The organism is Paraburkholderia rhizosphaerae, assembly GCF_004366595.1.
Lineage (GTDB): Bacteria > Pseudomonadota > Gammaproteobacteria > Burkholderiales > Burkholderiaceae > Paraburkholderia > Paraburkholderia rhizosphaerae.
In genome coordinates, this window is record NZ_SORE01000004.1 from 45,194 (window position 1) to 58,862 (window position 13,669).

The window sequence follows — 13,669 nt, forward strand, 5'->3', positions numbered from 1 at the left end:
GATGAACTCGCTCACGCACGCAATCGCTCAATATCTGTCAGCATTGCCCGCGCGCCATCGCCGAACCGGTACGAAAACTCGCCGCCCTCAACACTCACGCTCACCGGCGCGACCGCGTCGCCGCGCATCATTCGCGCGAGAAACTCGCGACTGATTTCCGGCAGCATCGTGTTAGTCAGAATCGCATCGATCATCCGGCCGCCCGACTCGCTCTCGGTGCAGCGGCTCACCACCAGGTTCACGACCGCGTCATCGAAATCGAACGGCACGCGGTAGCGCGTCTCGATGCGCTGTTTGATGCGATCGAGCTGCAGCTTGACGATCTCGCCAAGCATGTCGTTGCTGAGCGGGTAATACGGAATCGCGACCAGGCGGCCGAGCAGCGCGGGCGGAAACACCTTCAGCAAAGGCTCGCGCAATGCCTTCGCCATGCCTTCGGGGTCCGGCATCAAGTCCGGGTCCTTGCACAGGCCCGCGATCAGATCCGTGCCGGCATTCGTCGTCAGCAGAATCAGCGTGTTCTTGAAGTCGATTACACGGCCTTCGCCGTCTTCCATGACACCCTTGTCGAACACCTGGAAGAAGATTTCGTGCACATCCGGGTGAGCCTTTTCCACTTCGTCGAGCAGCACCACCGAATACGGCTTGCGGCGTACCGCTTCGGTCAGCACGCCGCCTTCGCCGTAACCGATATAACCCGGCGGCGCGCCTTTGAGCGTGGACACCGTATGCGCTTCCTGAAACTCGCTCATATTGATCGTGATCAGGTTGTGCTCGCCGCCATACAGCGCTTCCGCGAGTGCGAGCGCGGTCTCGGTCTTGCCGACGCCGGATGTGCCGGCCAGCAGAAACACGCCGATCGGCTTGTGCGGATTGTCGAGGCCCGCGCGCGACGTCTGGATGCGCCTCGTGATCATCTCCATCGCATGGTCCTGGCCGATCACGCGCTGGCCCATCACATTGGCGAGATTCATCACTGTTTCGAGTTCGCTGCGCACCATGCGGCCGACCGGAATCCCGGTCCAGTCGGCAACCACCGACGCGACCGCCTGGTAGTCGACGCCCGGCAGAATCAGCGGCGTTTCCCCTTGCAATTCGGCCAGCTTCGATTGCAGCGCCTTCAGCTCGGTGAGCGCGGCCGCTCGTGCGGCTTCGTCCAGTTCGACATGCGTATGCGTGTCGCCGCGCTCGTTCTCCGCGGCGTCGCTCCGCGCGGCTTCTTCGAGCTTGCTGCCGGTGCCCTCCACTGGCGCGACGTCACCGCGCAATCGCGCACGCAATGCGAGAATCGGTTCAACGAGTGCTTTCTCGTCGGCCCACGCGGCTTCGAGAGCTTCGAGACGCGCCTGCTGCGCGGCGAGCTTCTGGCGTGCGGTCGTCTCACGCTGCGCCACGTCGATTCCGACATGCTTCTCGCGCGCGATGATCGCCAGTTCGGTTTGCAGCGCATCGATGCGCTTGCGCGTATCGTCGAGCGCGGCCGGCACCGCATGCTGGCTCACCGCGACCCGCGCGCATGCGGTGTCGAGCAGGCTCACCGCCTTATCAGGCAACTGGCGCGCCGGAATGTACCGATGCGACAGCCTGACCGCCGCCTCGAGCGCTTCGTCGAGAATCTGCACGCGATGATGCTGCTCCATCACGCTTGCGACACCGCGCATCATCAGGATGCCTTTCTCTTCGCCCGGTTCGCCGATCTGCACGGTCTGAAAGCGGCGCGTGAGCGCCGGGTCTTTCTCGATGTGCTTCCTGTATTCGGCCCACGTGGTCGCGCCGATCGTGCGCAGATTGCCGCGCGCGAGCGCCGGCTTCAGCAGGTTCGCCGCATCGCCGGTGCCGGCCGCGCCGCCGGCGCCGACCAGCGTGTGCGCTTCGTCGATAAAGAGGATGACCGGTTGCGGGGATGCCTGCACTTCATCGATCACTTGCCGTAGCCGGTTCTCGAACTCGCCCTTCATGCTCGCGCCCGCTTGCAGCAGGCCGACGTCGAGTGTGCGCACCTGCACATCCGCGAGCGGCGGCGGCACGTCGCCGGCCGCGATGCGCAGCGCGAAGCCTTCGACCACCGCGGTCTTGCCGACGCCCGCCTCGCCGACCAGCATCGGATTGTTCTGGCGGCGGCGCATCAGGATGTCGACGACCTGGCGGATCTCTTCGTCGCGCCCGACGATCGGATCGATCTTGCCGTTGCGGGCCTCATCGGTCAGGTCGACGGTGAATTGCCGCAGCGCCTGCTGTTTGCCCATCTGCGCGGGCGCCAGCGCACCGCTTGCTTCGCCGGGCGCCGCACCGCCGCCGATCTGGAAGCCGTCGGTCGGCCGCTGACGCGCTTCGGGCGAGCCGTCGACGATCGATGCGAAATCGTCGGCCAGCGTTTCCGGCTTGAGCTTCGCGAACTCCGCGGAAACCGCCTGCAGCGCATTGCGCAGATGACGCGTGCGCAACACGCCGACCAGCAGATAACCGGTGCGCACTTGCGCTTCGCCGAACATGAGCGTTGCGAACACCCAGCCGCGCTCGACGGCTTCCTCGACGTCGCCGGACAGATCGGAAATCGACGTCGAGCCGCGCGGCAACCGTTCCAGTGCATCGGTGATGTCGCGCGCGAGGTTCGACGGGTTCAGCTCGAAATGCCTGACGATGCGGTGCAGATCCGAATCCTGCAGTTGCAGGATCTGGTGAATCCAATGCGCGAGCTCGACATACGGATTGCCGCGCAGCTTGCAGAACACGGTGGCGCTTTCGATGCCCCGGTACGCAAGCGCATTGAGCTTGCCGAACAACGCAGTGCGGCTGATCTCGGCCATGGGTCTACCCCTGTGATGGTTGATTGCACAACGGTGCGGCTTGCATCGGTTTCAGCCCACCGGGTTCAATACGGCTTCGTCGGCATCGGCGTTTTTCGCGTAACGGCCAAGCCACGTGTTGAGTCCCATGCGGCCTGTCCGGCCGAGATGGGTCAGTGGAACCTCTTCCTTCTTCAGCACCAGTTGCAGGTCCCAGTCCTTCTCGTCGCCGACATAGGTGCGCACCGCGGCGGTGAACTGCTTCAGCGCGTCGCTGCCCGGCAGGAAGCGGTTGAACTCATGCAGACTGAGCGGCCCCACGCGCAGCCGGAAGCGCTGCTGCGCGCCGCGCACGTGCGCGCCGAGCACCGCCGTGCGCCCGATGCCGGCCATCGCGACGCCAAGACGCAGATGCGCATCGGCAGGCAAGCGCATCCACTCCGCGACAAACTCGAGCACCCGTACCGGCACATTGAAGAAATGCTCGAGCAGCCGCTGCAACCCTTCCGCATTGCGCGCTTGCGGCACCAGCCGGCCGGCGAAGAAACGCTTGTACTGATCGGGCAGTGCATCGCGTGCTTCGAGGTGCGGCGTTGCCATACCGATCAACGCGCCGATGTAGGTGCGAAAACGGTCCTGCTCGGGGCGATCGAACTGCACGGTCGGCTGCGCGTCCGCCCATGCGCGATAAAAAAGGCTCAGCATCCGGTGGTGAAAGATATCGGCAAACGCAACCAGAGTCGGATCTTTCGCGTGACGCTCGCGCTCCAGCGCGTATTCGGTCAGATGCAACGGCAACGCGCCGTTTGGCCCGAACAGGCCTAGAAACAGCCCATAGAGTTTCGGCGGCCGCTCCGCGGTGCCCGGCTCGTAGCGATCGATGCCGCGCGACGGAAAGTCGAGCGCGGCCGTGTGCGCGAGGCGCACCGGGTCTTCTGCGGGGCGTGTCGAATGCGCGAGCCGTGGCCGCGCCGGATACGCGCATTCGAGCCGGCGCATCGCCTCGAAGAACTCGAAGTCGTGCGGGCGCGTACGCAACGCGTGTTCGAGCGCTACAGGATCGGGCGCTTGCCGGGCGTCGCGGGCCATCGGGCCACCTCATTGCGTTCGAGTGTGAGCAATACGGTCTCGGTGAACGAGTTCAGCGAAACGTAGCGCGCAAAGAATTGCCGCAGCACCGAGCCGAGCAGGAATGCGCCGGTCCCTTCGAATGCGGCATCGTCGCAGGTCAGCGTGATCTCGAGACCGCGGCCGTAGGTAATCGGTCCGGGCACCGGCACGCGGCGCGTGATCGGCGTCGCGGCGACACGCTTGATGCCCTCGAGTTGCCGTCGCGCCGCGGCGTCGAATTCGTCGCAGTACAGCGTCAGCATCTCGCGCAGCGCGGCCGCGCCGGCGTCGCCCGCTTCGCTGCCTGCTGCATGACCCGCTGCACGAGCTGCACCACCGCGATTGCCTGGCTCACCTGCCGTCGCGCCGCCTATGTCGAGCAGCGACAGGTAGTTCAACTGCAGATGACTGATCAGCCGCCACGCGGTCTCGCCGGTCGCGGTCGGTGCGCGCGGCCGGGTTGGACCGGCCACGCAGCGGATCGACGACACCGGTGCATCGGTGTCGAGCGTGAAATCCGTGTACGACTTGCCGACGGGCATATGCAGCGGCAAATCGCGGTTCGTGCACATCAGGCGCATGCCGAGCTGGCGCAGCGACGTCGGGTACGGCGCATCGTTCGCATCGACCAGCGCGATAAAGGTCTCGCTGCCGACGTAGCTCGAACGCGCGCCGCGTTCCTTCTGCCGGGTCGACAGCAGACGCGGTTCGCGGCGCAGCGTATAAAACGCGCGGTGCGCGCTATGCCATGTGCGCTCCGTGCTGCCGTAGAACGGTAGAAACGTCTGCTCAGGTTCCTGACGGTCGCCGAACCCCTGCACGTCGCTGATGCCATGCACCTCGAAATCCATCGGCCGCGTGCGATCGCCAAGCACGTGGTATTCGGTGCGGCCCTGCTGCAGATGGATGCGATCTGAACGGCGCTCGAACAGGTTGATCGCCGGCGTGCAGAACAGCCGGAAATGGCCCGCGTCCACCGCGTTGTGCAGCCGCGCGATGCTTCGATCGAGCCACACGACGATCTCGAATTCGTTGCGCTGCGCGCGCGCGAGCACGCTGCGCAGGCCGGTGAACTGCGCGAACAGGAAACGCTCGGGGCACGCAAAGTACTCCTGCAGCAGACGGTACCCGCTAAAAGAACGATCGCCATACGGTAGCAACGCGTCGTCATCGTCGAAGCCCGGCGCGGTAAGATCCGACGCGGCACGGTGCGCGTTGATGGGCTCGCCGTCCGGTCCGGCTACACGCACCGTATAGCCGGTCGCGTTCGCATGCAGTTGTTCGTAAAGCAGCTTCGGCAGTTCATCGGCGCCCGTGAGAAACACCGGCAGACTGTCGAGTGCGAGCATCTTCGCCTGCACGCCGCACAGCGTGCGGAATTTCAGGCGCAGCCCGGCGCGCACCGCGCGCGTGCCCGGCGGTGGCACCAGCCCCGCGGCGGCCAGCGCCGCGGGCGTTTCGAAGTACCGCGCTTCGGTCAGCTCAAGCGGCCACAATGTCACATCGTGCGCGGTGCGATATTCGCACGGTGTGCGTTCGCCAAAGCCAATCAGGCTGCGCAGCACCGTATGCCGCGCGACCCGATGGCCTGCGGGCGGCAAATCCTCCGCGGTGTCCGGAGACAACTGCACGACCGCCATCGACGGAATCGGCGCGAGGTAGTGCGGGTAAATCATTTCCAGCAGATGCTGCGTAAACACCGGGTACTGCGCGTCGAGCTTCAGTTGCACGCGCGCGGCGAGGAACGCAAAGCCTTCGAGCAGGCGCTCGACATACGGGTCCGCGCATTCGAAACCTTCCATGCCGAGCCGGCCGGCAATCTTCGGATACTCGCGTGCAAACTCGGCGCCCATTTCACGCACGTGTTGCAGTTCGCGGTTGTAATAACGTAATAGGCGCGGGTCCATCGCGATCAGCCGGAAAAGTGCTGCGAAACATTGAATGCGCCGGTTTCCAGATCCACTTCGGTGCGCAGGTACAGTGACAGCGGCATCGGCTGCGCCCACATCTGCGCGTCGATCCGGAAGTTCAGCGAGCGGCTGTCCATACGGGTGTCGTCGACGCCCACCGTGACCTGCACCGTGCTACCGATCAAGCGCGGCTCGAAATTCAGCAGCGCCGCGCGAATGCGGTTTTGCAGCACGCCGGCGTCGATGCCCGAGAGCGCGGCGCCCGCCAGATCGGGAATGCCGAAATTGAGCACCGAGTTGTCCACTTCCGGAAACTCGACCAGCTCCGCACTGCTCCATTGACGCGTGCAGTTGAGCAGCCACGCGATGTCGCGCGTCACGCATTCGCGCAAACGCGCGGCGGTAATCACACGCTGCTCGCGACTTTCGTCGGGCTGCTCCGGGTGCGGGTCGGTGAGCCGGTCGAGCAGCGACGGCTGCAAGCGCTCCTGCGGGGTGAGTTCGGCCATCGTGCGCTCCGTGTCAAAGCACGTCGAAGGTCAGCGTACGCACGTCGAGCAGCGGATATTCGCCGGCATCGGTCGCGAGCATGCGCTGGCCGCTGCCGATGAAGCAGTCGTCGCCGCTTCCGGTGCCGTTTTGCGGGCTGCTGCCGCTAGCGTTCGCGGCCCGGCAATCAGTCCAATCGGTACGCCGCGCGAGCATCAGCTGCGCATCGTCCGACTGCTCGCTGCCGTAGTAACGGCATGGCACGAAACCGACCGTCTCGCCGCCGTTGCGCCACGTGATCTGCGCGGGCGCCCAGATCGTGTCGCGCAGGTCGGTCGGGGCGTCGAAGCGCAATGCACTGAAGCGCGAGAACGGCACCCACGCGTAAGCGCCGTTGACGATCATTTCGAGGCAAGGGCCGAAACGCGAGTCCGCATCCGCGATCCATTCGAACGGTTCGCCGTCGATCGAACCGCGCACCGTCTCGGCCGCTTCGAACGCCTGCCCGCGCAGTTCGAGGGCCTGCGCGATATGCCCTTCGCGCAGCCACCGGAATGCTTGCAGCAACTGCGCGTGCCACTCCGACGGCTCGCCGATCAGCGTCGGATTGCCGCTGCCCGCGAACACCGCTGCGCGCTCACGCTCGCCGCGCAACGCGAGCTGATAGGCGCTCACCATCATTGCGTTGCGCGCATCGAGCTCACCGGCTACTTTCAGCTGGTTCTCCGCGCGCTCCCATTGGCCCATCAGTGCGAGCAGCTGGAACAGGAACACCCGCTTCGCAGGATCAGCGGGATGCTGCTTCACCTGCGCGCTCAGCGCTTGCATCGCGTCGCTCACGCGCGCTTGCCTGAGCAGCGTGTCGGCGCTGGCGGCTACAGTGGAAGATGTCACGTAAAGGGTCACGACAGGAAGTCCGAAGGGGTTCGCTGCAACGAAAAGAATGGGGCGCCGCCGGCCGGCATGCGATGCAAGGACGCATGACGGCCGCGGCGAAACCCGCTAACCCGGCTGACTCGTACGCCAGGCGAGTCGCGCGGTTTACTGCTTGGCGACCTGCTGGATGTCAAACGTGAAGTCCTTGGTGCCGCCGCTTGCCTTGCCCTCGTCGTCCTGCGGCTGGAACGAGTATTTGAACTTGCCGAAGTGCAGCGTCAGGCTCTCGGTAATGCGTTCGTCGCTACTGGCCGCGCCGGTGGACACCGACGTGATCAGCACGCCTTCGCTCAGTTCGATCGTCAGAAAGTCGGTTTGCTGGCCAGTCGCATTGGTCACGTACAGGTACGCGTTATCGACGCGCGCGCCGGTGCACACCGCGTTCAGAATCGCGTTCGAGCAGCTGTCGACGTACTTCGTGATCGTGATGTCCTGAATGTTCGCCTTGCCGCCCGACGCATAGCCTGCTCCGGTGTGCAGATTGCCGGTGTTGCTGCAGCCCCATGCCCATGACACGATCGGTACTTCGTTCTTGTGCTTCGAATGGTTGGAAGCGCCTTGAATGGTCACCGCGCCGGTGCCGAATTTCACGTGCATATCGAATGCCATTTCACATCTCTCCTCGTTTGCGGGTAGGTTCGCGAATTACGCGGCTTTCGCCGACGGCAAGCGGGACACGAGCCGCAACGATGCGGTCAGTCCCTCCAGCTGGTAATGCGGTTTCAGGAAAAACTTCGACGTGTAGTAGCCAGGGTTGCCCTCGACCTCCTCGACCACCACCTGCGCGGCCGCGAGCGGCTTGCGCGCCTTGGTTTCCTCGCTCGAGTTCACCGGGTCGCCGTCGACGTAGTTCATCACCCAGTTCGACAGCCAGTTCTCCATCTGCTCGCGGGTGCTGAACGAGCCAATCTTGTCGCGCACGATGCACTTCAGGTAATGCGCGAAACGGCAGCACGCGAACATGTACGGCAAGCGCGCGGACAGGTTCGAATTGGCGGTCGCGGCCGGGTCGTCGTATTCCTCGGGTTTCGCGACCGACTGCGCGCCGATAAACGCGGCCACGTCGGAATTCTTGCGATGCACGAGCGGCATCAGGCCCATCTTGTCGAGCTCCGCCGAGCGCCGGTCGGTAATCGCAATCTCGGTCGGGCACTTCATGTCGACACCGCCGTCGTCGCTCGGGAACGTATGCACCGGCAGGTTCTCCACCGCGCCGCCCGACTCGACGCCGCGAATCCGCGTGCACCAGCCGTAGAACTTGAACGAGCGGTTGATGTTCACCGCCATCGAATACGCTGCGTTCTGCCACGTGTACTTCGATGAATCCGCGCCCTCGGTGTCTTCCTCGAAGTCGAATTCGTCGACCGGATCGGTTCTCGAGCCATACGGCAGCCGCGCGAGCGTGCGCGGCATGGTCAGCGCGAGGTACTTCGCGTCGTCCATTTCACGCAGCGAACGCCAGCCCGCGTAATCGGGGGTCGTGAAGATCATCGACAGGTCGCGCGGGTTGGACAGCTCGTTCCAGTTCTCCATGCCGAGCAGATTTGAATCGGCCGCTGATATGAATGGCGCGTGCGCCGACGCGGCGATCTGCGAAATGCCGCGCAGCAGCTCGACGTCCTGCGGGCTATGGTCGAAGTAGTAGTCGCCGATCAGGCAACCGTAAGGCTCGCCGCCCAACTGGCCGTACTCCTCTTCATAGACCTTCTTGAACACCGGGCTCTGGTCCCATGCAATGCCTTTGAAGCGCTTGAGGTTCTTCGCGAGATCCTTCTTCGAAATATTGAACACGCGGATCTTCAGCATCGGATCGGTTTCAGTGTTCGTCACCAGATGATGCAGCCCGCGCCATGCGCCCTCGAGCTTCTGGAAGTCCGCGTGATGCATGATCTGGTTCAGCTGTTCGCTAAGCTTGCGGTCGAGTTCGGCCACGTACGCATTGATGGTTTGCGTGACATCGTCCGACACGATGTGCGAGTGGCTTAGCACCTGCTCGGCTAGCGTGCGCACGGCCGCTTCGACTTCTTCCCGCGCGCGCTCGGTTTTCGGTTTGAAGGCTTTCGTCAGCAGTGCGGCGAAATCGCCACTGCCGGCTTCGGTCGCTTGCGCGAGGGGGGCGTTGTCGGCTTGCTTGTCGGTGTCCATGGTCTGTCTCATTCGTGGTCGGGTTCGGCGTCGCCGTCAGCAGGCTTCGGCGCGCAGGCGAGCGACTGAAGCAGCGCGGGGTCCTTGATCGCCTCCGCAATCAGCTTTTCCGCGCCCGCCTTGCCGTCCAGATAGGTGCCGAGGTTCGCGAGCTGCGTGCGCGCTTCGAGCAGCTTCGCGAGCGAGTCGACCTTGCGCGCGACGGCGGCCGGAGAAAAGTCGTCCATGCTGTCGAACGTGATATCCACTTCGAGCCGGCCTTCGCCGGTGAGCGTGTTCGCCACCGTGAAGTTCACACGCGGCTTCATCGCCTGCATGCGCTGGTCGAAGTTGTCGACGTCGACCTCGAGCGCCTTGCGTTCTTCAATCGGCGGCAAATCGCCGCCATTCGCGCCCGACAGATCCGACATCACGCCCATCACGAATGGAATCTGGATCATCTTCTGGGCGCCGTACAACTCGACGTCGTACTCGATCTGCACGCGCGGCGCCCGGTTGCGCGCGATGAATTTCTGACTGCTCTGCCTCGTGGCCATGTGCTGTCTCCTTTGAAAGAAAGGGTCCTGGAGAGACATAAGGTGACGTAAATGAAAGGGGATCGAACTTGTGCGACGACCTGTTCAGTTGCCGTTCGCTACACAGAACATTTGGACGCCCCGTGATATTCCCTCATTGAATAAGGTGCTCATACATCGCTACCGAACACAGGTCGCAACCGATGTCGCATGCGAGAAATAAATTTCCGTGCGGCGATGCGAAGTGCGGAATAAGAGCGCGAGCATGACTGTTGTGTCGTTACGCTGCACACCCCCGTGCGCGCAAATCTTGATGACGTGCCGAATGTTTTCCGTCAGACCACTCGTTCGAATGATGTTCAAAGTATCGAACCGTTATGCATCGCGACTCGCGGGGCTCGGGTTAATCGCCATTGCGTCGCAGGCGCACGCGAGCTGGACGCTCACGCAGGCAGATGCGCATGCAACGACCATTCACGACACCTCTGTATACGAGGCCGATGTCGGACAGCGCTTCGCCAGCAACGATATCGTCGAAACGGCGAGCGCCGCGGGCCTGCAGATTCAGAACGATTCAGGCGACGTGGCCGCGCTCGGACCCGGCACGCGCGTGCTGCTCGCGCGCGATGCGCATATCGCGCTACTGCAAGGCTGGATGAAGTTGCTGCACGGATGCGGTGGCGCCGATTGCACGGCGCCCGTCATCGAGACGCAACGCGGGCGATATACGCCGGGCGTCAATGCGGCGATCGTTATCGCGGCGTCGCCGCCAGGATACGACGATGCGGATGCGCTCTTTTGCGAAAGCGGCTCGGTGTCCGTACTGCCGCCGGCGAATGTGCGCGGCAAGCCCGCGGCCATTCAACTATCGGCGAACCAGTTCATCGCGCGCCGCGCGTCGGGTCCATCGACGGGTGTCGCGCCGCGTCCGGATGCGGCGTTTCTTGCCGCGATGCCCGTGGCGTTTCGCGATGCACTGCATCTATTACCGGCTCCGAAGGTCGTGCACGACAAACCTTCCGAAACCACGCGGCCTGTCAGTTACGACGACGTGTCGGACTGGCTGCAGAGTTCGCTTGGCGTGCGCACACAACCAGGCACGCGTTTTACGGACCGGTTTCGCCCGCGGCTGTCGGACGCCGCGTTTCGACATGACATCGATCAGCATCTGGGCACGTTGCCGGAGTGGCGCGCGCTGCTCTATCCGCCGCCGCCCCGGACCGTGAAAGCGCCGGGGCAAAACGCGACGCCGCGCAGCGCCGCTTCCAGCGTGCCTTCCGTTTACCGTTCAATGTTCCTGCGCCCATGAAGCTGTCACTCGCGATCAAATTCAATCTGGTGTTCATCACGATGTTCGCGATCGGACTCGTCGCCGCGGGCATTGTCGCGGACCGTGTGCTGCAGCAGCAGGCGCTCGACGCAACACGTCACGACGCGGATGTGCTGGCGAGCGCGGCAAGCGCGATGCAGAACTACACCGCGAAGCACATCACGCCGCTGCTGGCCACGCAAATCAAGTACTCGTTCGTGCCGGAGTCGGTGCCGGCGTTTTCAGCGATCGAAATGCTGAACACGTTGCAAAGCGCGTTCCCGAACTTTTCGTATAAGTCGGCGATGCTGAACCCCACCAATCCGCGTGATCGCCCCACCGATTGGGAAACAGAAGTGATCGGGCATCTGCACGATCATCCGCAGTTAAAGGAAATCACCGGACAGCGTCGCACCCCGGGCGGCGAGCATTTGCTGTTTCTCGCGCGCCCGAGCCGCATTACCGATGCCGCCTGCCTGCAATGCCACAGCACGCCGTCCGCCGCGCCGCGCACGATGCTCGACAAGTACGGCCCTGCGAACGGCTTCGGCTGGACGATGAACGACGTGATCGGCGCCGAGTTCGTGTCGGTGCCGATGTCGCAATCGATTGCGCGCGGCCGCGCGGTATGGCGCAGCTTTATGGCGTCGTTGACCGTGGTGTTCGTCGTCGTGCTCGTCGTGTTGAACGTGATGGTGCATTTTCTTGTCACGCGGCGTTTGCAGGCACTGTCTCGCGCAGCCGATGAAGTGAGCCTCGGCAAGCTCGACGGCGTGGAACTGCCGACCGGCGGCGGCGATGAAATCGCGTCGCTGGCCGTGTCGTTCGGACGGATGCGCACGAGCCTCGTCGCCGCGTTCGAAATTCTCGACGAACCGAAACCCTGAGCGAGGCGCGACGCGTCCCCGTCATGATCTGGCAACCGGAATCGCTGCCGCGGCAGATTGGCCGCTACCGCGTCGAGCGTGTGCTTGGGCGCGGTGCGATGGGGGTGGTCTATCTGGCCACCGATCCGCACATCCAGCGGCACGTCGCGCTGAAGACGATCCGCACCGAGCTGCTGCGTGACGGGTTAGCGGGCCCAGCCAGCGTCGCCGATGCGCAATTGCCGGAGCGTTTCGTCAATGAAGCTCGCGCGGCCGGACGGCTCGCGCATCCGCATATCGTCGCCGTGTTCGATTACGGTGAGGCGGACGGCGCTGCCTTTATCGCACTCGAGTATGTGCGCGGCGAGAGTCTTGCTGAGCGGCTCGCGCACCATGCGCAAAGCGCAACCACGATGCCGCTCGCACGCGCACTCGTCTGGTTCGCGCAACTGCTGGACGCGCTTGCGTACGCGCACGAACTCGGCGTGATCCATCGCGACATCAAGCCGGCCAATCTGATGATCGCGCAGCGCGGCGAATGCAAGGTCACCGACTTCGGCATCGCGCAGCTCGATACGTCACGGCTCACGCGTGCAGGAATGATGATCGGCACGCCGAGCTATATGTCGCCGGAGCAGTTTTCGGGCGAACCGATCGATGCGCGCAGCGATCTCTTTTCCGCCGGTGTCGTGCTTCATGAAATCCTGACCGGCGTGTGTCCGTTCACCGGCACCGCTGCCGCGGTAATGCAGCAGGTGCTCAATGAGATGCCGCCAGCGCCGTCTCAACGGGTGGCCGGCGTGCCGCCGGAGCTCGATGCGATGGTGTTGAAGGCGCTCGCGAAGCGGCCCGATGATCGTTATGCGTCCGCGCAAAGCTGGCGCGTCGCGCTGCTGACGCTGCTCGATTCGCTGACGGCCGCCGACGATCCGGATCGCACGGTGCTGGTCGCGCCGCTTACGCGCGCCGCGCTCGCCCCCCCGCAGCCGCCATCCGCCGCGCGTGTCGCGACTGCTGAGACGACCGCGCCCGGCGGTGTCATAGCGGGCGCTGCCGGTCATTGGCCGCCGGAACTGCTCGCACAACTCGAGCAACGTCTGGCGAGCTATGTCGGACCGGTCGCGACCCGGTTGATACGGCGCGCGGCCGCGCAGGCAAGCGACTCGCAGACGTTGTCCGCACAGCTTGCCCGGCATTTGCCCGACGACGCAGCGCGGCGCGAATTCGACGCGTTGCTTGCGCGTCATGCCGCGCAAGCCAACGCGACATCGGCGGCGGGTTCGGTGCGGGCCGCGGGGGCGGCGGTGTCAGGTGGTGGCGTGGTTGGGGGCTCGGGTAGCGCGGCCGGTGGTGCAATGGTCAGCGCGCCGCCAGCCCGAGCCGGCGTGCCACTCGATCCGCAACGGATCGATGCTGCCGCGCGCCGCCTTGCAAGCCATATCGGACCGATCGCGCGTATCGTCGCGGCGCGGGCCGCACGCGGCGCCGATGCGGCGACCTTCCATGCACGGCTTGCGGATGCGTTGCCGGCTACCGCCGACAAGGCCGCGTTTCTGCGCGAACTGGATGACTCTTCGGGTTGATCGCAGCGTGCGAACTTGCA

11 protein-coding genes are annotated in these 13,669 nt (G+C 64.3%); 3 read left to right on the plus strand and 8 right to left on the minus strand.

Annotation, left to right across the window (positions count from 1 at the left end):
- Positions 1-11 precede the first annotated feature (11 nt).
- From tssH to tssB, 8 genes are all read right to left on the minus strand, one after another.
- The gene (gene tssH / locus BX592_RS06190) at positions 12-2,807 is read right to left on the minus strand and encodes a type VI secretion system ATPase TssH (RefSeq protein WP_134190795.1); all 2,796 of its coding nucleotides are present in this window, start codon (positions 2,805-2,807) and stop codon (positions 12-14) included.
- Between the two features lie 51 nt (positions 2,808-2,858).
- A complete protein-coding gene (gene tssG / locus BX592_RS06195; RefSeq protein WP_134190796.1) occupies positions 2,859-3,875 on the minus strand; it encodes a type VI secretion system baseplate subunit TssG in 1,017 nt (338 codons plus the stop codon).
- Complete coding sequence (tssF, locus tag BX592_RS06200) at positions 3,839-5,803, minus strand: type VI secretion system baseplate subunit TssF (protein WP_134190797.1); 1,965 nt, start codon at positions 5,801-5,803, stop codon at positions 3,839-3,841. The genes tssG and tssF overlap by 37 nt, the downstream gene beginning before the upstream one ends.
- A gap of 5 nt (positions 5,804-5,808) precedes the next feature.
- A complete protein-coding gene (gene tssE, locus BX592_RS06205) occupies positions 5,809-6,315 on the minus strand; it encodes a type VI secretion system baseplate subunit TssE (RefSeq protein WP_134190798.1) in 507 nt (168 codons plus the stop codon).
- A gap of 13 nt (positions 6,316-6,328) precedes the next feature.
- Entirely contained in the window at positions 6,329-7,189 is an 861-nt protein-coding gene (locus tag BX592_RS06210; RefSeq protein WP_243849353.1) for a type VI secretion system accessory protein TagJ, read from the minus strand.
- 147 nt (positions 7,190-7,336) lie between these two features.
- Positions 7,337-7,840 (minus strand): Hcp family type VI secretion system effector, encoded by a 504-nt coding sequence (locus tag BX592_RS06215; RefSeq protein WP_134190799.1) that lies wholly within the window; start codon positions 7,838-7,840, stop codon positions 7,337-7,339.
- Between the two features lie 36 nt (positions 7,841-7,876).
- A complete protein-coding gene (gene tssC / locus BX592_RS06220; RefSeq protein WP_134190800.1) occupies positions 7,877-9,376 on the minus strand; it encodes a type VI secretion system contractile sheath large subunit in 1,500 nt (499 codons plus the stop codon).
- Between the two features lie 8 nt (positions 9,377-9,384).
- Positions 9,385-9,912: a type VI secretion system contractile sheath small subunit gene (gene tssB, locus BX592_RS06225; protein WP_134190801.1), complete on the minus strand. Its 528-nt coding sequence runs from the start codon at positions 9,910-9,912 to the stop codon at positions 9,385-9,387.
- Positions 9,913-10,243: 331 nt separating this feature from the next.
- Between tssB and BX592_RS06230 the strand changes: the two genes are divergently transcribed.
- The 3 genes from BX592_RS06230 to BX592_RS06240 are packed head-to-tail and all read left to right on the plus strand — an operon-like array spanning position 10,244 to position 13,649.
- The gene (locus BX592_RS06230; RefSeq protein ID WP_134190802.1) at positions 10,244-11,200 is read left to right on the plus strand and encodes a FecR family protein; all 957 of its coding nucleotides are present in this window, start codon (positions 10,244-10,246) and stop codon (positions 11,198-11,200) included.
- Positions 11,197-12,087, plus strand: a complete 891-nt coding sequence (locus BX592_RS06235) for a c-type heme family protein (protein ID WP_134190803.1) — start codon at positions 11,197-11,199, stop codon at positions 12,085-12,087. Before BX592_RS06230 ends, BX592_RS06235 begins: the two co-directional genes overlap by 4 nt.
- Before the next feature lie 23 nt (positions 12,088-12,110).
- A complete protein-coding gene (locus BX592_RS06240) occupies positions 12,111-13,649 on the plus strand; it encodes a serine/threonine-protein kinase (RefSeq protein WP_134190804.1) in 1,539 nt (512 codons plus the stop codon).
- Positions 13,650-13,669 lie beyond the last annotated feature (20 nt).